Source organism: Massilia sp. P1_C10 (genome assembly GCF_056406475.1).
Window position 1 is genome coordinate 101,012 of sequence record NZ_JBFUAC010000005.1, and the last position, 20,295, is coordinate 121,306.

15 protein-coding genes and 2 riboswitches are annotated in these 20,295 nt (G+C 66.9%); of the genes, 6 read left to right on the top strand and 9 right to left on the bottom strand.

Annotated features, from left to right (window positions below):
* Window positions 1-105 precede the first annotated feature (105 nt).
* Window positions 106-2,424 (bottom strand): DUF1631 family protein, encoded by a 2,319-nt coding sequence (locus tag AC1D02_RS12665; RefSeq protein WP_477317322.1) that lies wholly within the window; start codon window positions 2,422-2,424, stop codon window positions 106-108.
* 211 nt (window positions 2,425-2,635) lie between these two features.
* Between AC1D02_RS12665 and AC1D02_RS12670 the strand changes: the two genes are divergently transcribed.
* Window positions 2,636-3,988 (top strand): methyl-accepting chemotaxis protein, encoded by a 1,353-nt coding sequence (locus AC1D02_RS12670; protein ID WP_477317324.1) that lies wholly within the window; start codon window positions 2,636-2,638, stop codon window positions 3,986-3,988.
* 182 nt (window positions 3,989-4,170) lie between these two features.
* Window positions 4,171-4,524: a hypothetical protein gene (locus AC1D02_RS12675; protein WP_477317326.1), complete on the top strand. Its 354-nt coding sequence runs from the start codon at window positions 4,171-4,173 to the stop codon at window positions 4,522-4,524.
* Between the two features lie 101 nt (window positions 4,525-4,625).
* Here AC1D02_RS12675 and AC1D02_RS12680 read toward each other — a convergent pair whose 3' ends face one another.
* On the bottom strand, window positions 4,626-5,186 hold the full coding sequence (locus AC1D02_RS12680; RefSeq protein WP_477317328.1) for an ATP-dependent Clp protease proteolytic subunit: 561 nt from the start codon (window positions 5,184-5,186) through the stop codon (window positions 4,626-4,628).
* A 143-nt stretch (window positions 5,187-5,329) separates the two neighbouring features.
* A riboswitch (glycine riboswitch) is annotated at window positions 5,330-5,416 on the top strand.
* 15 nt (window positions 5,417-5,431) lie between these two features.
* Window positions 5,432-5,538: riboswitch (glycine riboswitch) on the top strand.
* A 75-nt stretch (window positions 5,539-5,613) separates the two neighbouring features.
* Here AC1D02_RS12680 and gcvT point away from each other — a divergent pair.
* The 3 genes from gcvT (at window position 5,614) to gcvP (ending at window position 10,145) form a co-directional block, all read left to right on the top strand.
* Window positions 5,614-6,738, top strand: a complete 1,125-nt coding sequence (gene gcvT / locus AC1D02_RS12685; RefSeq protein WP_477317330.1) for a glycine cleavage system aminomethyltransferase GcvT — start codon at window positions 5,614-5,616, stop codon at window positions 6,736-6,738.
* 72 nt (window positions 6,739-6,810) lie between these two features.
* The gene (gene gcvH, locus AC1D02_RS12690) at window positions 6,811-7,191 is read left to right on the top strand and encodes a glycine cleavage system protein GcvH (protein WP_477317332.1); all 381 of its coding nucleotides are present in this window, start codon (window positions 6,811-6,813) and stop codon (window positions 7,189-7,191) included.
* 80 nt (window positions 7,192-7,271) lie between these two features.
* Window positions 7,272-10,145: an aminomethyl-transferring glycine dehydrogenase gene (gene gcvP / locus AC1D02_RS12695; RefSeq protein WP_477317334.1), complete on the top strand. Its 2,874-nt coding sequence runs from the start codon at window positions 7,272-7,274 to the stop codon at window positions 10,143-10,145.
* 3 nt (window positions 10,146-10,148) lie between these two features.
* Here the strand turns inward: gcvP and AC1D02_RS12700 are convergent, their stop codons facing one another.
* Window positions 10,149-11,837 carry a methyl-accepting chemotaxis protein gene (locus tag AC1D02_RS12700; protein ID WP_477317336.1) on the bottom strand — a complete coding sequence of 563 codons (1,689 nt, stop codon included), beginning with the start codon at window positions 11,835-11,837 and terminating at the stop codon, window positions 10,149-10,151.
* A 183-nt stretch (window positions 11,838-12,020) separates the two neighbouring features.
* On the opposite strand from AC1D02_RS12700, the gene AC1D02_RS12705 reads away from it, so the two are divergent.
* Window positions 12,021-12,359, top strand: coding sequence for a hypothetical protein (locus tag AC1D02_RS12705; RefSeq protein ID WP_477317338.1), 339 nt, complete (start codon window positions 12,021-12,023; stop codon window positions 12,357-12,359).
* A gap of 9 nt (window positions 12,360-12,368) precedes the next feature.
* Here AC1D02_RS12705 and AC1D02_RS12710 read toward each other — a convergent pair whose 3' ends face one another.
* The 6 genes from AC1D02_RS12710 to pilV form a co-directional block, all read right to left on the bottom strand.
* On the bottom strand, window positions 12,369-14,021 hold the full coding sequence (locus AC1D02_RS12710; RefSeq protein ID WP_477317340.1) for a peptide chain release factor 3: 1,653 nt from the start codon (window positions 14,019-14,021) through the stop codon (window positions 12,369-12,371).
* Window positions 14,022-14,115: 94 nt separating this feature from the next.
* Window positions 14,116-14,670, bottom strand: a complete 555-nt coding sequence (locus tag AC1D02_RS12715; protein ID WP_477317342.1) for a GspH/FimT family pseudopilin — start codon at window positions 14,668-14,670, stop codon at window positions 14,116-14,118.
* Complete coding sequence (locus tag AC1D02_RS12720; RefSeq protein ID WP_477317344.1) at window positions 14,667-17,744, bottom strand: pilus assembly protein; 3,078 nt, start codon at window positions 17,742-17,744, stop codon at window positions 14,667-14,669. Before AC1D02_RS12720 ends, AC1D02_RS12715 begins: the two co-directional genes overlap by 4 nt.
* A 17-nt stretch (window positions 17,745-17,761) precedes the next feature.
* Complete coding sequence (locus tag AC1D02_RS12725) at window positions 17,762-18,301, bottom strand: pilus assembly PilX family protein (RefSeq protein WP_477317346.1); 540 nt, start codon at window positions 18,299-18,301, stop codon at window positions 17,762-17,764.
* Window positions 18,298-19,731, bottom strand: a complete 1,434-nt coding sequence (locus AC1D02_RS12730) for a PilW family protein (protein WP_477317348.1) — start codon at window positions 19,729-19,731, stop codon at window positions 18,298-18,300. The genes AC1D02_RS12725 and AC1D02_RS12730 overlap by 4 nt, the downstream gene beginning before the upstream one ends.
* On the bottom strand, window positions 19,728-20,294 hold the full coding sequence (pilV, locus tag AC1D02_RS12735) for a type IV pilus modification protein PilV (RefSeq protein ID WP_477317350.1): 567 nt from the start codon (window positions 20,292-20,294) through the stop codon (window positions 19,728-19,730). The genes AC1D02_RS12730 and pilV overlap by 4 nt, the downstream gene beginning before the upstream one ends.
* Window position 20,295 lies beyond the last annotated feature (1 nt).

Here is a 20,295-nt window from a genome sequence, read left to right on the forward strand (position 1 = left end):
TCATACCATGCGGGGAATAGGGTTATCTTACCCGAAGTTGCGATTTGGCAATAGTGATTTGCGGTCAATGCCGAACTGCGCGGCATCTTTCCGGTCAAACAACTTTCAACCGAACGAGGCGGCCGGAAGCGCCAGCGGTTCGTTGACCGCCATCGCCTCGGCCAGCGCGCGCGCCACCACGCCGTCCTGGCGCACCACTTTCACGCCGCCGTCGCGCCAGGCGTCGGCCAGCTTTTCGATCGACAGCGAAAACGCTTCCTTGCGTGCCGCGGTCGAGAAAATGAACAGGCTGCGAAGCGGACTGATCCACGCGAGCTTGACCGTCTGCACGGAGCCTTCCGGCGCCGCGAATTCGAGCCACATGCCGCGCTCCAGCGCTTCGATGGCGGCCAGCGCCGGATCGGCCTGCGCCTGGGCGGCCTCGGCGTCCAGGGCAGCGGCCAGCGCCTGTTCTTTCTCGAGCCGCCGCTGGGCGTCCTGCTGCGCCACTTCCAGGGCGATTTCCAGCTGACGCTCGGGCGACAGCACGATCGGCGCGCGCACGATCGAAGCGTGGCACTCGGCCAGCTCGGCGAAGAACTGCAGGCGGTCGGCGTCCTGCCACTTGATGATGTCGAGCCACTTATTGAGGGTGGCCAGCAAGGTCGGCAGGCGCGCGATCAGGTGCTTGCGCTGCTCCTGGGTGATTTTCGGCTTGACGCTCCAGATCAGGTCGTCCATGGTGCGGGTGGCGTTGTTGACCGCGCCCGGCTTGCCCGGCTCGACGCTGTAGGCGATCGTCAGCACCGAGGTCCATTTCTTTTCGAGGAAGGTCTCGACCACTGCGACGACGTCGCCGCCGCCGACCCGCAGGGCGACGGCGTTGCGCGCCGAGCGGGTGGCGGCGCTGACCTTTTCCTGCTTGAGCGCGGCGGCGATCGGCGCCGAGATTTCAGCGGCGGCGACGCCCTGCTCGCTTTCCAGGCTGGCCTCGAGTTCGGCAACCGCATCGGCAAAGCCGGCGCCGTCGTCGCGGCCGACCCGGTCGACGCCGCGCCGCATCGCCTGGAACAGCGGATCGTCGGCGCCGCTGCGCTGCTCCCAGCCCATGCGCGACATCAGGTCGATCATGCGCCGCGCCGGGTGCTGCTCCTGGAAGAAGAACTCCTTGTCCATCAAGGCGGCCTTCAGCACCGGCACCTGCAGGAACTGGATCAGCTCGCGCGTTTCCTTCGGGATGTTCTCGTCGATGTAGACGGTTTCAAAGATCCGCGTCAGCAGGTCGATGGTGCTTTCGTCGCCGCGCGACAGGCTGCCGCGCGGCAGGCTCGCTTTCAGGCGCGGCAGGTAGAACACGTTGCCGGCGGCGCCGCCGCCCGCGTCGGCAACCGGCTGCTGCGGCAAGTCGTTGGCGATCCGCGACAGCAGGTCGAGCAGGACCGGCGGCGCCGCCTGCGCCGGCGCGGACTGGGCGAAGCCGCCGTGCGCGGCTGCGCCGTGCGTCATCGCGCCATTCACCGGCGCGGCGGGAACTGCGGAGGCATGAAATACCGGAGCGGGCGACCCGTGATGAAACCCCGCGGCGCCGCTGGGACGCCAGCCACCGCTGCCCTGCGGCATGGCCGGCAGCTCGGGAATCAGGGGAATCCCGGTATCGTTGGCCGCGCCGGAGGCCGCATCGTCCGAGAAAAACTGGCGCAGCTGCTGCGCCAGCGCCGCTTTGCCGGAGGCGCGCTCGGCCCGGGCACGCGCCGCGTTGTCGGTCTTGCGAATGCGCAGCGCGTCCGATTCGCCCTTGGCGGCGGCCAGCGACCGGTTCAGCGTTTCGTACAGCGGGGCGAAATCGAACAGTACCAGCGGGCGCAGCAGCGGCGCCATCAGGCCGTGCGCTTCCGCATCCGGCTCGAACTCGGCCCAGGCCCGGTTCAGCGCGATCAGGATCACGTCCGGGCGGAACGGGTTCTGGGCCAGGCGCAAGGTGTCGCGTCCGAGCAGGTAGCCGAGCCGCACGTTGAGAGTGGCCAGCAGCTCGGCGCAGGCCGCCTCGAACGGCCGGCTGATGCCGCCGAACGCGACGCTGCGGTCCATCTCTTCCATCGGCACCAGCGCCAGCGCGTCGGCGGCCCGGTCCAGCAACTGCTTGCGGGTCGGCGCCAGCACGTCGATCTCGCGCCGCACGCCCTGCTCCAGCGCGGCGCTGGCGAGGTGGATGAAGGCGTAGCTGTTGGACTTGAGCAGGTTGCCGGACTTGACCCGGTGGTACACGGTATGGGCGTCGAGCGCGGGGTCGTCGACATCGAGCAAGGCCGACACCATGCGGCCGGCCAGCGCGGTCAGCTGCTCGTTGAGATGGGCGATCGCGATGCCGCCCAGGCTGTCCAATTGCAGGCGCGCCGGCGCGACGCCGGTCCGGGATGCCGCTTGCTGTTGGAGAGTCGTTGCCATGGATTGCCTCGGTCGCGAAATGACTGCGCTACCCCATTCTGGCACATTATTGCCGCATGGCAATAGTTAAAAGGCCATTTGGCCGCTTTTTTTCGCTTCGTCATGATTTTCGCCACAATCGCGCCCGGCTTTTAAGTTGACGCGACGCAATGGTCACGCCCCGCGTTTCCTTACCATGGGGAATCCCGCCGCTTGCACGAAGGAAAAATCCATGAACGCCATTCGCCAGCTGGAAACCCGCACCAAGCTGTTCGCCAGTTTCGCCCTCGTGCTCAGCCTCGCCATCCTGGCGTCCAGCTGGCTGCTGGGGCAACTCGCGCACATGAGCGACCTGGCCCAGGCCGGGCAGAAAGCCAACGCCGCCGCCGCGGCGCTGGCGCGCGCCGAATTCGACGCGGCGACCACCTGGAGCCTCGTGTTCCTGGCGAGCGGCCTGGCGGTGTCCGGCCTGCTTTGCATGTGGCTGGCGGCCGAGGTGGCGCGGCCGGTGCACGAGGCCGTCATCGTGGCCCGGCGTGTTGCCGCGGGCGACCTGAGCAACAAGTTCGACGGCTCGGCACAGGGCGAGGCCGGCCTGCTGCTGAAGGCGATGCAGGAGATGAACGACAAGCTGGTCGGCATGATCGTCGAGGTGCGCGCCGGCACCGAGGCGATCACCTGCGGCGCCGGCGAGATCTCGATGGGCAGCCAGGACCTGTCGGCGCGTACCGAGCAGCAGGCCGCGTCGCTGGAGGAAACCGCCTCGTCGATGGAGGAGCTGACCGCCACCGTCAAGCAGAACGCCGATCACGCCCACCAGGCCAGCAAGCTCGCGGTGTCGGCCTCGGAAGTGGCGGTCAAGGGCGGCGAAGTGGTGTCCGAGGTGGTCGGGACCATGGCTTCGATCAACGATTCCTCCAAGCGCATCGCAGAAATCATCGGCGTGATCGACGGCATCGCGTTCCAGACCAACATCCTGGCGCTGAACGCGGCGGTCGAGGCGGCGCGCGCCGGCGAACAGGGGCGCGGTTTCGCGGTGGTGGCGTCGGAAGTGCGCAACCTGGCGCAGCGCTCGGCCGCGGCGGCCAAGGAGATCAAGGCGCTGATCGACGACTCGGTGGAAAAGGTCAACGCCGGCACCCTGCTGGCGGACAAGGCCGGCAACACCATGAACGAGGTGGTCACCAGCGTCAAGCGGGTCACCGGCATCATCGGCGAGATCGCCGACGCCAGCGCCGAGCAGACCACCGGCATCGAACAGGTCAACCAGGCGATCGCCGCCATGGACCAGGCCACCCAGCACAATGCCGCCCTGGTCGAAGAAGCGGCCGCGGCGGCGGCGTCGATGCGCGAACAGGCCGCCAGCCTGAACCGGGTGATCGGCGGCTTTGCGCTGGGCGCCGGCCATGCGCGGCCGGCGGCGCAGGTGCACCTGATCGGCGCCAAACCGGCCGCGACGCCGGCCGCCGGCGCGCCAGCCGTGCCGCTGCGCAAGGTCGCCGGCACGCGCCCTGCCCCCGCCCCCGCCCGCGCGGCGCGCCGCGCCACCGCGGCGAAACCGGACGTCGACTGGGAGGAGTTTTGAGCCGCCGCACGCTTGAAATCATTTCAATTTTGTAGGTGGATCTCCTACACTGGTTCAAGCCCTCTTCCGATACCGATCCTGAAGTGTGAATCCCATGATTGTGGCTCCGGAAACGCTAGAGAAAGCGTAATTTCCATAGCAACCGGCAGCAGGGCATTTTCAAACTTTGTAAAGGAATGAACATGAACAAGCAGAAAAAGATGCAACAGCAAAAAGACCAGCAGAACCAGTCGCGCAGCCAGGGCGCCAGCCAGCAGAGCGGCAGCCAGCGTTCGGACAGCCAGCAGTCGGGTTCGCAGGGTTCGGGATCGCGTTCGGGCGGCCAGGGCGGCACCCATGAGCAGCACGTCGAAGCCGGCCGTCAAAGCCACAAGAACGACGCCAGCCGCCAGTCGCAGTCGCAATCGGGTTCGCAGCAATCGGGATCGCAGTCGGGCAGCCAGCAGTCGGCATCGCCCTCGGCGGGCACCCGCGGCGGCACGCCCGAGCAGCACGCAGCGGCCGGACGCCAGAGCCACAAGAACGACAAACGCTAAACTTAACTAATCGAAGAAAGCCTGCCAGCGGTGATGCCGCCGGCAGGCTTTTTTCTGTTGAGGGCGGAGTCAGGTCCCGCGGGCCAGACTACGGTGATCAATCAGATGTTGCTGAGGTGCGCGCCCTTGGGCGGCGCGAAGTCGCCGATGTCGCTGATCATGCCGGCGATTTTCGCATCGCGCGCGGTCAGGTGCAGGTCGGAGTACTGGTGGATCGCCCACTGCTCCGGCGCCAGTTCGATGTGCTTGCGCAGGATGGACTCGGTGCGCGCGTCGTCGGCGCGCAAGCCCTCGACGATGATGTTGAGCGCATCGGGCCGCGCGCCCGGCGACGCCGTCGCGTGCGACTTGTGTACCATGAATCGCGCCGTCTCGCTGGCGTAGCGGCGGGTCCCGCTCAGGTACAGGATCACCGCGATCGAGGCCACGGCGCCGCCGTTGTACATGACGAATTCGACCGGCGCGTTGGACAGGAAGTTATACAGGCACAGGCCGTCGCTGACGTAGCCGCCGTTCGACTGAACCAGCACGTGCGCGACGTCGATGCCGTCATCGGTCATGTGCGACACGGCTTCGAACACGCGGTGCACCATGTCGCTGTTGACGTCTCCCGACAAGGTGAACCAGGCTTCTTTTTTTTCGTTGGATTGATCTTCGCTCATGGCCGTTTTACCCGCTATGTGAATTCCTCATTCTAACAAATAGGGGTAAATATGGCCTTGCGCCGGGCCCATTCGTGCGCGCCCCCGCCCCTGCGCGCGCCACCTGCCAGGTTGACACTTTGGCCCTGCTTGCGTATCCTCCACAGTCTTGATCGGGAGAGGGCAGCCGCGCGCTGCCGCCGAAGGGGCATCACCCAAAAACTCTCAGGCAAAAGGACCGGTCAGGGGTCGCGGCGCAATCTGCCGCACCACACTCTGGAGAGCGGCCGCGGCGCACAGCCGGCGGCCCACCGAAGGGGCAGGCGGATCCATCGTCCGCTATCTCTCAGGTACCAAGGACAGAGGGGCGCGAACATCCATCGGAAAGGCTCACGCCGTCCCATGCTGGTCGGCGGCCCTTTTTTGTTTACCTTGCCTCGAGGATTCCATGACGCTTCAAACGACCCCGCTCAATTCCGCACACCGCGCCGCCGGCGCCAAGATGGTCGATTTCGGCGGCTGGGACATGCCCGTCAACTACGGCTCGCAGATCGAAGAACACAACGCCGTGCGCACAGACGCCGGCATGTTCGACGTGTCGCACATGTGCGTGGTCGATATCGAAGGCGCCAACGCGCGCTCCTTCCTGCGCGGCCTGCTGGCCAATAACGTCGACAAGCTGCAGGTCCCGGGCAAGGCCCTGTACTCGTGCATGCTCAATCCGCAGGGCTTCGTCATCGACGACCTGATCGTCTACTTCTTCCGCGAAGACTGGTTCCGCCTGGTCGTCAACGCCGGCACCGCCACCAAGGACATCGCCTGGATCGACAACCGCAATGCGATCACCGCCAGCGGCGTCACCGTGACCCAGCGCCGCGACGGCGGCGGCGAACACGCGATGGCGCTGATTGCCGTGCAGGGCCCGAATGCGCGCGCCAAGGTGTGGGAGGTGCTGCCGACCGCGCAAGCCGCGGCCGAGCCGATGAAGCCGTTCAACGCCGTCATCGTCAAGGACACCGCGTTCGGCGAAGTGATGGTCGCGCGCACCGGCTACACCGGCGAAGACGGCTTCGAACTGGCCTTCCCTGCTTCGCAGGCGGAAGCGGCGTGGAACGCGCTGGCCGCGGCCGGCGTCAAGCCGGCAGGCCTGGGCGCGCGCGACACGCTGCGCCTGGAAGCCGGCATGAACCTGTACGGCCAGGACATGGACGACACCGTCAACCCGCTCGACGCCGGCCTGGCATGGACCATCGACCTGGTGTCCGAGCGCGACTTCGTCGGCAAGGACGCCTTGATCGCGATGGGCCAGCAATTCCAGTTCCTCGGCCTGATCCTGCGCGAAAAAGGCGGCGTGCTGCGCGCGCACCAGAAGGTCATCTCGGCCTCCGGCAGCACCGGCGAAATCACCAGCGGCACCTTCAGCCCGACCATGCAGCAGGCCATCGCTTTGGCGCGCGTGCCGATGGACGTGGCGGTGGGCGACACCGTCAAGGTCGAAATCCGCGACAAGCAGCTGGCCGCCACCGTGGTCAAGCTGCCGTTCGTGCGAAACGGTAAAATCCTGGTTTCCTGAATTACCAACACCGGGGTCCGACCCGCGGGGTCGGACCCGAGCCGCAACTACACTCACTTTGGAGCGAACAACATGAACATCCCAGCCGACCTGAAATACACCGAGTCCCACGAGTGGGTGCGCGCCGAAGCTGACGGCACCGTCACCGTCGGCATCACCGAGTACGCGCAGGATGCGCTGGGCGACATCGTGTTCGTCGAACTGCCGGCAGTCGGCAAGTCGTTCACCGCCGGCGACGACGCCGCGGTGGTGGAGTCGGTCAAGGCCGCCAGCGACATCTACGCGCCGCTGTCGGGCGAAGTCACCGCCGTCAACCAGTCGGTCGCCGACTCGCCAGAATCGATCAATTCCGACGCCTACTCGGCATGGCTGTTCAAGCTCAAGCCAAGCGACGCCAACGCGATCAACGGCCTGCTCGACGCCGACGCCTACGGCAAGAACACCGCCGACTAATTGCCGGCAGCGCTCCCCTTCCCCATCCCGGCCACGGCGCCCGCGCGCCGTCGGCCAGCACTTCTTTTTTGGCCCCTACCATGACCCGCACCAGCCTGACACAACTTGAAGCACGCGACGCGTTCATCCCGCGCCACATCGGCCCATCCGAATCCGAGCAGGCAGCCATGCTGTCGACCCTCGGCTACGCATCGCGCGATGCGCTGATCGACGCGATCGTTCCGCCAAACATCCGCAACAAGAGCAAGCTCGATCTGGGCCAGTTCTACGAGCCGATGACGGAGCAAGCCGCGCTGGCCAAGCTGAAAGCGCTGGCGGGCCGGAACAAGGTCATGAAGTCAATGATCGGCCAGGGCTACGCGAACACCTTCACGCCGCCTGTCGTGCTGCGCAATATCTTCGAGAACCCGGCCTGGTACACCGCGTACACGCCTTACCAGCCGGAGATCTCGCAGGGCCGCCTTGAAGCAATCCTGAACTTCCAGCAGACCGTCACCGACCTGACCGGCATGGGCATCGCGAACTCGTCGATGCTGGACGAAGGCACCGCCGCCGCCGAAGCGATGACGCTGATCCAGCGCGTCGGCAAGTCGAAGTCGCAGGTGTTCTACGTCGCCGACGACGTGCTGCCGCAGACCCGCGAAGTGGTCGAGACGCGCGCGCAGCCGCTCGGCATCGAAGTGCGCACCATCGCCGCCGCCGACATCGAGACGCTCAATGAAGCGTGCTTCGGCGTGCTGCTGCAGTACCCTGGCGTGAACGGCGAAGTGCGCGACTACCGCGCCGCCTGCGAACACCTGCACGCCGCCGGCGCGATGGTCATCGCCGCCGCCGACCTGCTGGCGCTGACGCTGCTGACGCCTCCGGGCGAATGGGGCGCCGACGTGGTCGTCGGTAACAGCCAGCGCTTCGGCGTGCCGCTCGGTTTCGGCGGCCCGCACGCCGGCTACCTGGCCACCCGCGACGAATTCAAGCGCAGCATGCCGGGCCGCCTGGTCGGGGTGACCATCGACGCCCAGGGCAACAAGGCCTACCGCCTTGCCCTGCAGACGCGCGAGCAGCACATCCGCCGCGAAAAAGCGACCTCGAACATCTGCACCGCGCAAGTGCTGCTGGCGGTGATGGCGTCGATGTACGCCGTCTACCACGGCCCGGCGGGCCTGAAGCAGATCGCCACCCGCACCCACCGCTTCACCAGCATCCTGGCCGCCTCGCTCAAGGGCGCCGGCTACAAGCTGGCCAACGAGAGCTGGTTCGACACCCTGACCGTGGTGACCGACCGCGCCGCGGCGATCCACGCCGCCGCCGTCGAACACGGCGTCAACCTGCGCAAGGTCGACAACGGCCACGTCGGCATCTCGCTCGACGAGACCACCACCCGCGAAGACATCGCCCTGCTGTGCAAGATCTTCGGCGTCGATGCGGCGCCGGACTTCGAGGCGATCGGCGACGACGCCTTCCCGGCGCAACTGGCCCGTACCAGCGCCTACCTGACCCACCCGACCTTCCACCGCTACCACGCCGAGCACGAGATGCTGCGCTACCTGCGCAGCCTGGCCGACAAGGACCTGGCGCTGGACCGCACCATGATCCCGCTCGGTTCGTGCACGATGAAGCTGAACGCGACCTCGGAAATGATCCCGGTGACCTGGCCCGAGTTCTCCAATATTCACCCGTTCGCGCCGGACGCGCAGACGGTCGGCTACCGCGAGATGATCGGCCAGCTGGAAGACATGCTGTGCGCGCTGACCGGCTACGCCGCCGTCTCGCTGCAGCCGAACGCCGGCTCGCAGGGCGAGTACGCGGGCCTGCTGGTGATCAAGGCTTACCACGAGTCGCGCGGCGAAGGCCACCGCAACATCTGCCTGATCCCGTCTTCGGCCCACGGCACCAACCCCGCATCGGCCAACATGGTCGGCATGCAGGTGGTCGTCACCGCCTGCGACGCGCGCGGCAACGTCGACCTGGACGACCTGAAGGCCAAGGCTGAACTGCACAGCAAGAACCTGGCGTGCGTGATGGTGACCTACCCGTCGACCCACGGCGTGTTCGAGGAAGGCATCGACGAACTGTGCGAAGTCATCCACTCGCACGGCGGCCAGGTCTACATCGACGGCGCCAACATGAACGCGCTGGTCGGCGTGGCCGCTCCCGGCGCGTTCGGCGGCGACGTCTCGCACCTGAACCTGCACAAGACCTTCTGCATTCCGCACGGCGGCGGCGGTCCCGGCGTCGGCCCGATCGGCGTTGGCGCGCACCTGGCAAAATTCCTGCCGAACCAGCGTTCGACCGGCTACACCCGCGACGAAGCCGGCATCGGCGCGGTCAGCGCGGCGCCTTACGGCTCCGCCTCGATCCTGCCGATTTCGTGGATGTACATCGCGATGATGGGCGGCGCCGGCCTGACCGCGGCGACCGAGACGGCGATCCTGAACGCGAACTACATCGCACGCCGCCTGGCGCCGCACTATCCGGTGCTGTATTCGGGCCACGACGGCCTGGTCGCGCACGAGTGCATCATCGACCTGCGCCCGCTGCAGGACGCCACCGGCATCAGCAACGAAGACGTGGCCAAGCGCCTGATGGACTTCGGCTTCCACGCGCCGACCATGAGCTTCCCGGTGCCCGGCACCTTGATGATCGAGCCGACCGAGAGCGAATCGAAGGTGGAGATCGACCGCTTCATCGAGGCGATGATCGCGATCCACGCCGAGATCGTCAAGGTCGAGCGCGGCGAGTATGACCGCATGGACAATCCGCTCAAGGGCGCTCCGCACACCGCGGAAGTGGTCATGGCGGACGACTGGCAGCACAAGTACACGCGCGAAGAGGCGGCCTTCCCGGTCGCTTCGCTGCGGCGCCAGAAGTACTGGCCGCCGGTCGGCCGCGCCGACAACGTCTACGGCGACCGCAACCTGTTCTGCGGCTGCGCGCCGATCAGCGACTACGAGTAATCCTCACGCTCGTTTCGACGCCAGCCGCAGGTGCGGCCGGCGTCCCGGCGCCCCGGTCCGCACGGCCGGCGGCAGCAACGCCGTTTCGTCGAGGCTGAAACCGGCGACGGCGCGCGCCAGGCTCACCGCCTGGCGCTGCAGGCTTTCGGCGGCCGCCGCGGCCTCGGTTACCAGCGCCGAATTCTGCTGCGTCATCTGATCCATCTGCACGATCGCCTGGCTCACCTCCAGGATGCCGGTCGCCTGTTCGGCGCTGGCATGGCTGATCGCGCTGATGATCGACCCCACCTGCTGCACCGAAGTGGCGATGTCGGCCATGCTGTGGCCGGCCTCCTCCACCGTTGCGCTGCCACCGTCGATTTCGGCCACCGACAACGCCACCAGCTCCCGGATCTCGCGCGCCGCCGTCGCCGTTTCCTGCGCCAGCGTGCGCACTTCCGACGCCACCTGGGCGAACCCGCGTCCGTGTTCGCCCGCGCGCCCGGCTTCCACCGCCGCGTTCAGCGCCAGCATGCCGGTCTCGTTGGCGATGCGGTCGATGCGGCAGGCGATCGTCGCCACCTTCCCCGAGCTGCCCTTGATCGAGCGCATCGTGCCGACCAGGCGCTCGACCACGTCGCTGCCGCGGGTAGCCACGCTCGACGCGCTGGCGGCGAGCTGGTTGGCCACCTGGGCGCTGCGCGCGTTCTGGCTGACCACTGCGTTGAGCTCCTCCATCGAGCTGGCGGTCTGCTGCAGCGAGGTGGCCTGCGCTTCGGTGCGGCTGGATAAATCCGCGTTCCCGCGCGCCATCTGGCGCGAGGCGTTGTCGATCGAGCGCGCCGCCTCGAAGATGCCCTTGAGGGTCGCGTTCAGGTTGCGGATGCTGGTGTCGAGCACGCGCGAGGTGTCGGAGATTTCATCGCTGCCGTAGTCGCGCTGGCGCACCAGCAGGTTGCCGCTGGCGAGGTCGGTCGCGGCGTCGCCGATATCGGTGATTTCGCGCAGCAGCGAACGGCGCACCGCCACCGTGATCGCCAGCGACAGCGCGATCGACAGCGCGACCACCAGCGGCATCAGCGTGGCCATCATGCGGAAGTCGGCTTCCGCGCTGTCCGAGGCTTGTTCGCTCAGCTGCTGCTCCAGGCGCGACAGTTCGCCCAGGCGCAGCGCGACCACGTCGAACGCGCGCTCGGCTTTCGACATCGCGTTGGTGCTGGTCGACTGGTCGGGGCGCGCCAGCTCCATTACGTCGCGCACCGCCTTCAGGTAGCCGAGGTGCGCCGTGTTGGCCTGTTCGACCAGGCGCCGTTCGGTGCTGTCCTTCTCGGTCAGCGCGGCCAGCGCGGCGAACTGGCGCCCGATGCCGGCGTGGCGCTGGTTGATGTCGCGCGACAGTGCATCGATGCGCGCCTGCGAAAAGCCGGCGCCGATCCAGGTCAGCAGCTGGTAGATCTCGGTGTGGGCGTGCTGCGCCGATTGCACCAGCGTCGCGGTGTCGCGCAGGTGGGCGGCGCGCTGGTCGACGATGACGTCGAGCGAACGGTTCTGGCGCACCATCGCGTAATAGGCGCCGGCCGACAGCACGATCAGCAGCAGCAGCACCACGCCGGGCGCGAGCAGCAGTTTGGGGCCGATGCGCAGCTTCGACAGCATTGCCTGGCAACTCGCGGGCAGGCCAGGCAGGCGGCGCGGGGCGAACTGGATCTTCAAGATGGCACCTCCCGGATCAGCGAATCGGCGCGCGCCGGAATCCGCGCGCAGGTATGATGACGGTCATGGCATTTCATGTGCATGTGCAATATTTCCAAGACGCACAGGCCAATTTACCCCCATCGCGCCCGGCCGGTTTGAGCACCGTCAATCCCGACCGGCCGATCGCAAAAAAAGGACAAGATGAATCGATCGGTGATTGCCGCACTGCTGTCGGCGCTGGTGTTTCCCGGCGCAGGCCATTTCTACCTCAAGCGCCCGGCGCGCGCGCTCGCCTTCCTGGCGCCGGCGCTGGCCGCGGTCGGGTATTTCCTCGGGAAGGTCGCCGGCCAGGTCGGCGAGATGGTCGACCTGGTGCGGGCCGGCAAACTGGCGCTGGACCCGGTGGCGATCGGCGCGCGGCTGGAAAACAGCGGCATCGATTCGCCCATGATGACGATCGCGATCTGGGTGATGATCGCGTGCTGGGTCGGCGCCATCGTCGACGCGGCGCTGCTCGGGCGCGCGGCCCGGCAGCCTTGATGGATCGGCTTACGCCAGCTTGGCGGAGTGCTCGCGCGTGGCGTGGAAGGTCAGCTTCGGCCAGCGTTCCTCGGTCAGGCGCAGGTTGACGTTCGACGTGGCCAGGTAGGCCAGGTTGCCGGCCGCGTCGTAGGCCACGTTGTGGCCCAGCGCCGCCTCGAAGTCCGCCAGCACCCGCTTGTCGCCGCTGACCCAGCGCGCGCTGCTGATGCTCGATCCTTCGAATACCGCGTCGACGCCGTACTCGTTGAGCAGGCGGCTGGCGACCACTTCGAATTGCAGCACCCCGACCGCGCCCAGGATCAGGTCCGTGCCCTGCACCGGCTTGAACACCTGCACCGCGCCCTCCTCGCCCAGCTGCTGCAGCCCCTTGTGCAGCTGCTTGATCTTCAGCGGATTGCGGATCCGCACCGAGCGGAAGAAGTCCGGCGCGAAGTAAGGAATGCCGGTGAAGGCCAGCATCTCGCCTTCCGAGAAGCTGTCGCCGATCTGCATGTTGCCGTGGTTCGGCAGGCCGATGATGTCGCCGGCGTAGGCTTCCTCGACCTGCTCGCGCGACGAGGCCATGAAGGTGACCACGGACGACACCTTGATCTCGCGGCCCAGGCGCAGGTGCTTGACCTTCATGCCGCGCTCGAAGCGTCCCGAGCACACGCGCAGGAAGGCGATGCGGTCGCGGTGCGCCGGGTCCATGTTGGCCTGGATCTTGAAGACGAAGCCGGTGAACGGCTGTTCCGTCGGCGCCACCACGCGCACCGACGCGTCGCGCCCGCGCGGGGCCGGCGCCCAGTCGACCAGCGCCGACAGGATTTCGCGCACGCCGAAATTGTTGATCGCCGAGCCGAAGAACACCGGGGTCTGGATGCCGGCCAGGAAGCGCTCGAGGTCGAACGGATGCGAGGCGCCGTGCACCAGCTCCACTTCCATCTTGAGCTGCTCGATCTCGAGCGGGAACATCTCCTGCAGGCGGGGATTGTCGATGCCCTTGACGATCTCGTAGGCGCCGTCGGCCTTTTCCTCGCCGGCCTTGAACAGCATGATCTCGTCGCGCAGCAGGTGGTACACGCCGCGGAAGTTCTTGCCCATGCCGATCGGCCAGGTCACCGGCGCGCATTCGATCTTCAGCACCGACTCGAGTTCGTCGAGCAGCTCGAGCGGATCGCGCGTTTCGCGGTCCATCTTGTTCATGAAGGTGACGATCGGCGTGTTGCGCATGCGGCAGACGGCCAGCAGCTTGATGGTCTGCGCCTCGACGCCCTTGGCCGCGTCGATCACCATCAGGGCCGAGTCGACCGCCGTCAGCACCCGGTAGGTGTCTTCCGAGAAGTCCTGGTGGCCCGGGGTGTCGAGCAGGTTGATGACGTGGTCGCGGTGCTCGAACTGCATCACCGACGAGGCCACCGAAATGCCGCGCTGCTTCTCGATTTCCATCCAGTCGGACGTCGCGTGGCGCCCGCTCTTCCTAGCCTTGACGGTGCCGGCCATCTGGATCGCGCCCGAGAACAGCAGCAGCTTCTCGGTCAGCGTGGTCTTGCCCGCGTCGGGGTGCGAGATGATGCCAAATGTGCGGCGACGTTCGACTTCGCGGGCGATGGTCGCGGCGGATTTGGGAGTAGGTGTGTCGGAGAAGTCCGGCGTTGTCAGATCAGAATCGGTGGCCATAATCGAGCCCATCAAATGGCCCTTGCGAGAAAACCCTCAATTTTACCGATTTCGGCGCGCACCGGGTTAACTGATTGCCCCCGCCGGGGCAAAATCAGCCGCAAGTCGAGGCGGTGGTCTTGCTCAGCTGGGGACGGCCGGTCGCGCTGATGCGTACCTGGCGCTGCTTGGTCACCACCGACGGGGTCGCGCGGCACAGCGTCAGCAGCGCCGCGGCGGCGCTGCTGCCCGAGGGATCGAAGGCGATCGCGGCCTGGCCGGCCGCCTCGGTCGCCTTGTAGCCGCCGGCAATCGGGCCCTGGGCCTGGATCACCAGGGTGCCGGCGCCGGCCGGGTCGCAGTAGGCCAGGTCGGTCGAGCGGCACATCACCAGCCAGCCCTGTTCCCAGCCGCCGGTGCCGCAGCTGGTGCCGTTCGACGACACGCACATCGTCACCACGGCGTTGCGCTTGATCGCTTCGGCGCGCGCGACCATTGCACTGGACATCAGGCTGCTGGCGTAGTTCGACAGCCTGGTCGAGACGATCAGTTCCTTGAAACCAGGCGCGGCCATGCTGGCCAGCACGCCGGCGATCGTCAGCGCGACCAGCATCTCGATCAGCGTGAAGCCTGTTTGCCGGGCGCGGCCGGCTGCGCGCAGCGTGCTCATTTCTGAATGTACCAGTAGACCCGGCGCTTGGCGTTCTGATTGATCAGGCTCGACGGCACGCCGTTCTCCCGCGCCTGGATCGACGATTCGGTGCCGCAGCCGATGCACACCGATTTCTTCACGCTGCAGTCGCCGTTCATGCACACGTCGATTTTTTCAGGGGGCGGCGGCAGGCCGCCGCCCATCACGACGGCGTTGCAGGTGCCGTCGATCGGGCGCGCGGTCGCCACGCTCAGGTTGTACACGTGCGTGGTTCCCAGGTTGGAGGTGCAGGCGCCGGGCGTCGGCACCGCCGGCATGTGGGTCGAGAAGGTCGTCACGCCAAAGCGCGTGGCGGCCGGGGTGACCACCTTCTCGCCGCTGCGCAGGGCCAGGTACCAGCCCTTGCCGGCCGGCGCCGCGCCGCTGGCGCCGCACACCCCGTCGACCGCGCCGACCGGCGCCAGCGAGGCCAGGCAGATCAGCGACTGCCCGGGGCAGTTGGTGGCCGCCTCCGAGGCGAGCCAGGTCGCATCGGCCGGCTTGTCCTTGATCTTGAAGAAGAAGTTGGCCACCGTCGCCGTTTGCGGGAAATAGGCGGCGCCCAGCGGCTTTTCGCGGTCGCCCGATCCGATATAGATGCTGACGCTGCCGTCCGACTCGACGATCACGCTGGGGGCGAACATGAACTTGCGGTTGTTGGCGCAGCTCGTCGCGGTGGCGCAGCCGAGCGCGGCAACCTTGGTAATGGTCCAGTCGGCCGGCGCCGCCGATTCGATGTTGACGCGGTATACATTGCCGCCCAGGTCGGAGGCATACGCGTATTTGGCCAGCCCATTGGCGCCGGGCACGATCTTGACGTCGCCGACGACGCCGCGGTCGGTATTGAGCGAGGTCAGCACCGTGCCGGTGGCGGCGTCGAGCACGAAGATCTTGTGGCCCTTGCTGCCGTTGGTGCAGGTGTTGGTGTCGGCGTCTTCGCATTCATCGTAGCCGCCGCCGGTGATCAGCATCGGCGTGACGCCGGCGAAATAGCCGGCCGCGCGCACCGGCTGCGGCGACGACCAGGTCTGGCCCATGCCGCTGGTGCCGCTGGTGCATGAGCTGTCGGTGGTGGTGTTGCAGCCGGCTTTCCATTTCAGCGCCGGCGCCGTCGCATCGCTGACATCGAAGGCGTACAGCGCGCGGCCGCCGCGCCGCATCGCGGCGAACAGCCAGGTCGTGGTGGTCGAGCCCGCGGTGGTCTTGTAGGCCGACAGCGGCCCGTCGATCGCGTACGGCTTGGCGGCGCCGCTGACCGTGCCGCCCACCTGGGGCGTCACGCTGACCAGCTGGGTATTCGAACGCAGGCGCTTGATGTTGCCGAAGAATTCAGGCGGCATGAAGGCCCACAATTCGGCGCCCGCCGCCGTGCTGCCGTAAGCGGCGCTGCGGTTGCCGTTGACGGCGTGCAGCATGCCGTCGTTGCTGCTGTAGAACACCACGACGTCCGAGCCGTAGCTCAGCGCCAGCGGGTTAGAATGGATGACGTCCCCGTGCGCCGATGGCCGCATCTCGGTCGCCGGCTTGGACAGTTCGCCGTCGACGTTCTGGCCCTTGGACCAGCTGATCAGCGCATCGCGCTCGGTGGCGTCGGCCGCGCCCAGCAAGGCGGTGGTGGCGACCGCGCTGTCGAAGTTGACCAGCGCGTTGCAGTTCGACGCCGAACAGCTTTTGACCACGCGCGAGGCCGGCGTTCCGGCGCGCAGCATGTAGGCCTGGGCGCCCTTCTCGACGATGTTGCCGTCGGGCGTGTTGGAGTTGGCGTACAGGTCGGTGGCCGAGCCGGGCGGAATGCACTTGCCCTTCGGATCGTTGATCCAGTAGGTATCGGTGGCCGTTTTGACGGGCGTCCAGAAGCTGCGCGCGCATTCGGCCACGAAGCCGGTCTGCGCATTGATCGCGCTGGCGTCGTCGGCGTCGACCAGGTTGTAGGTGCCGCCCAGCTTGTACTGTTTCAGGTTGCCCATCCAGCGCGGCTTCGAGTCCGGATCGGGACGAAACATGCCGACGAACAACTGGTTCAGGTAGGCGCCCTGCACGTTCGCGCTGGCCGGCAAGCTGACCGCGGCAAACACGCTGTTGACCGACTGGATCTTCGACAGCGCGTTGTTGATCGCCTCTTCGATCTTGCCGGTGCCGGTGACGTCGGTGACGGCCGTGTAGTTGCTGATGCCCGACATGCTTTTGAGCAGCGCGGTCCAGCCCGGCCCCTGGCCGGAGCTGCCGGGAAGCACGTCGATCGAGTACGTAACGATGCCCTGCGGGCTGCTGCGCATGAAGCGGGCCCACTCGTCGGCGGGATTGGACTGCGAACCGCTGGGCGACAGGTTGATGGTGCGGATAGCCGCTGTGCCCGCCGCTCCGCCGCCGGCGGCGGCGGCCAGCAGGTTGTTCGCCACCGTGTCCTGCGAGTTGCTTTCCTGGTTGGCGCCGTTACTGATGTAGATGATGTAATTCTTGCCGCAGCTGCCGCTGGCGATCGGCGACTGGTAAGTGGTGGCGTTCATCGACGCCAGCGCATTGCCTGGCAGCGCGTAGATGGCCTTGCTCTGGCTGGTGCCGGCGACGTTGGCCAGGTAGTCGGTCTTGACCTTCTGGTTGCCCGAGTACGGCGCGCGGCCGGCAAAATACGCATACGCCTCGGCCATGGTCACGCCGGACGCGCCGCCGTTGCCCTTGTCGGCCAGCTGGTCCAGGTTGCGCACCAGCGCTTCGTACTTGGTCTTGTTGTCCTCGGTCATGGTACGGATCGCCGCCCGCACATAGCCGCCGTCCATGCCGGAGTTGCCGGTACCCGATTCGGTCGACAGCATGATGCCAATGTTGAACTTGTTCGCCGGGAGATTGTGCAGGGTGTTGGCGATCGCCGCCCGCTCGATGCTGAAAGCGGTGTTCCAGTTCGCGGTGTTGTCGATGATGAACAGCACGTTCGGCAGGTCGGCCGCGTTGGTGCTGCCGATGTTGGTATAGAGGTCGAGGTCGGTCGCGGGTGCGGTCAGCTGGACACCCAGCAGGCCAGCGGCGATGATGCTCTTGGTGATCACGCGTTTCATGGAATTCCTCTGTAAGATCAGGCGCACGGCGTGCCGGCCGCTGGTGGACAAGCGACATCGCACTGCGCTTGCGAGATCGTCCGGCTGATGCCCTGGTGCAAGCGCACTTGCGTGCCCTTGCCGGTGGACGAGGCGGCCACGTCCCATACCACCGAGTACACCTTGGTCACCGCGGTGCTGGCGCAGACGGTCGAGCCGTCGAGGTTGGTGACGCAGTCGCTGCCGGCGTCGCCCGACGCGGTGGTCGCGGTGGCCTTGATGCAGACCGGCGCCGCCACTTCGACCGTGTAATCGGTGACGCCGTTGTTGTCGATGTCGACGTCGATATGGTCGGGCGTCGGCGTACTGCTGAAGTCCCACGAGCCGACCACCTGTTCGAGCGCCTTGTTGCCGGCCGCCAGCGCCTCGTTGCGCGACTGCATATTGCCCACCGCCTTCAGGTTCGAGGTGCTGAAGCGAAAGGCCATCGTGACGGTCAGCGTGATGAGCACCAGCATGATCATGCCGACGATCAGCACCGCGCCGTGCTGGTCGGCGGGCTTGCGGATGGTCTTCATTGCGAGGTCTCCCGGCGCCCTGAAATCGTGGTCAGGCGCACTGTGTTGGCGAACAGATGGCGTTTGTAATGGTCGTTAAACGGGCCCAGCACGCTGGGACAGGTGCCGTCGCTCTGCACCGAGGCCATGCAGTAGGTCTTGGTGTCGGTGAAGCCAGGCGTCGCTTCGGTATTACGTACCAATACGTAGAACTTGGCCGCGACCGCGTTCGCCAGCTGGTCCGCCGTGCAAGGCGACGCCGTGGTGCAGCGCACGTACAGGTCGGGATTGCCGTCGCCGCGGTTGGTCGGCAGCGTGTTGCGCACAGGATCGGTGTTCGCCGCGCAGGTGGCCGGGTCGACCTTGGTCACCGCCGCGCCAAGCGCGACCGCGGTATTCAGGCCGCAGCGCGTGACCTTGTTGTCGATGCCGATTTCCACGGCGAAGCCTTCGACGCCTTCGACCAGTGCTTCGGCCGGCTGGTGCGACAGCGCGACCGTCGCGCCCGGGTCGAACGAGGACCGCACCAGGGTCGGAATGCCGTCGCCGCTGGCGTTGGACCAGGTCCGCACGTAGTACATGGTGGAGACGAATTTGCGCTTGTCCGCCGTCGCGGCGGTCGAGCAGTCGGCGCCGCGATTGTGCAGCGTGAAGCCGCTGGTGCCCAGCACGTCCTCGGCGATCGCGTAGGTCGAGGTCGAGTCCGGCAGCGGACTCCACGAAGCGGAGACGGTGGCGACACCGGTGGCGCCGTTGTAGGCGCTGATGGTGCGGCTCTGGCCCGCCCCCGCGCCGGACACGATGCGCACCGTCATGCCGACATAGGCGTTGTTGGAGGCCGAGGTGGTGTTCGAAGGAGCCGCCGGCGCCAGCGCAATCGTCAGTGCGGTATTGCCGGCCGGCTGGACTTGGCCAGCGGCCGCGCTGGTGCACAGCGAGGACTGGAAATACATCTTGCCGCTGACGTCGGTGTCGCAGCCGCTCGTGCCGGTCACGCAGGTGGAGGCGTGGCGCACCACCAGCACGTCGGTCGAGGCCTTCTTGTCGGTCAGCGTGCAGGTGCCCGGGGCGGCGTCGCTGCTTTGCAGGGGGATGCCGATCAGGGCGTTGAGGTAATCGCCGGTCCAGTTGGAAGCGCTGTACGCCAGGCAGGGATCGGGCGGCGCCGACGGCGTGTCGCCGGGGGTGCCGCCCCAGTTGACGTCGTCGAACTGCGGCACGAAGGTGCCCCAGAAACCGGCGTGCACGAGGTCGCTTTCGAGCAGCTGGATGGCGAAGCGGCCGTTCTCGATCTGGCTGTTCGATTTCGCCATCTCGTTGTTGGAGCCGGAGATATTGACGAACATCGCCGACAGCGCGACCAGGATCAGCAGGCCGATGGTGATCGAGATCATCAGTTCGACCACCGAGAAGCCGCGCTGCAGGCGGCGTGCGAAGGAGTGGCGGGTCATAGCGGAGCGATGCGGACGATGGTGGTGACGGCGCGGCGGCAGCGGTCGCTGACGCAGCTCGAGCCGGCGGCGCCGTTGTAGGCGTCCTTGCCGCATGCGACGCTGGCCGGCGGCGCCGACACGGCGGCCATGCCCTGCCAGGCGACGGTGACGAGGTATTCGTTGCTGTTGATCGATTCGATGCAGCCGCGCCCGCCGATCATGTTGCCGACCTTGTTGGTGTTGAGTTTTTCGGCGGCGCCCTGCAGCGCGCTGCACCATTCGCGCGCGTCGTTCTGCTGCAGCGTGGCCGTGGCCGACGGGCAGCTCATGCCGGCGCCGAGGGCGCTGGTGGCGCCGGTGACGTAATCGGCGGCGAAATTGCGGTTGGCTGACAGCCGGTTGGCCATGTCGTCGAGCAGGATCATGGCCTGGGCGCGCTGGTAGGCTTCCATCTCGGACAAGTGCAGGCGCGCCTGCAGCCCGGCCAGGCCCAGCAGGCCGACGGCCAGCACGACGATGGTGACCAGCACCTCGATCATCGAGGTACCGCGCTGGCGCGCCGGAGGATGGAGCGTCATCATG

Coding starts and splice junctions, on each gene's coding strand:
- AC1D02_RS12680 (WP_477317328.1), bottom strand. CDS start 5,186: ATGAGCGAAGATCAATCCAACGAAAAAAAAGAAGCCTGGTTCACCTTG.
- AC1D02_RS12705 (WP_477317338.1), top strand. CDS start 12,021: ATGAATCGATCGGTGATTGCCGCACTGCTGTCGGCGCTGGTGTTTCCC.
- AC1D02_RS12675 (WP_477317326.1), top strand. CDS start 4,171: ATGAACAAGCAGAAAAAGATGCAACAGCAAAAAGACCAGCAGAACCAG.
- AC1D02_RS12665 (WP_477317322.1), bottom strand. CDS start 2,424: ATGGCAACGACTCTCCAACAGCAAGCGGCATCCCGGACCGGCGTCGCG.
- gcvH (WP_477317332.1), top strand. CDS start 6,811: ATGAACATCCCAGCCGACCTGAAATACACCGAGTCCCACGAGTGGGTG.
- AC1D02_RS12725 (WP_477317346.1), bottom strand. CDS start 18,301: ATGAAGACCATCCGCAAGCCCGCCGACCAGCACGGCGCGGTGCTGATC.
- gcvT (WP_477317330.1), top strand. CDS start 5,614: ATGACGCTTCAAACGACCCCGCTCAATTCCGCACACCGCGCCGCCGGC.
- AC1D02_RS12730 (WP_477317348.1), bottom strand. CDS start 19,731: ATGACCCGCCACTCCTTCGCACGCCGCCTGCAGCGCGGCTTCTCGGTG.
- AC1D02_RS12670 (WP_477317324.1), top strand. CDS start 2,636: ATGAACGCCATTCGCCAGCTGGAAACCCGCACCAAGCTGTTCGCCAGT.
- gcvP (WP_477317334.1), top strand. CDS start 7,272: ATGACCCGCACCAGCCTGACACAACTTGAAGCACGCGACGCGTTCATC.
- pilV (WP_477317350.1), bottom strand. CDS start 20,294: ATGATGACGCTCCATCCTCCGGCGCGCCAGCGCGGTACCTCGATGATC.
- AC1D02_RS12715 (WP_477317342.1), bottom strand. CDS start 14,670: ATGAGCACGCTGCGCGCAGCCGGCCGCGCCCGGCAAACAGGCTTCACG.
- AC1D02_RS12720 (WP_477317344.1), bottom strand. CDS start 17,744: ATGAAACGCGTGATCACCAAGAGCATCATCGCCGCTGGCCTGCTGGGT.
- AC1D02_RS12710 (WP_477317340.1), bottom strand. CDS start 14,021: ATGGCCACCGATTCTGATCTGACAACGCCGGACTTCTCCGACACACCT.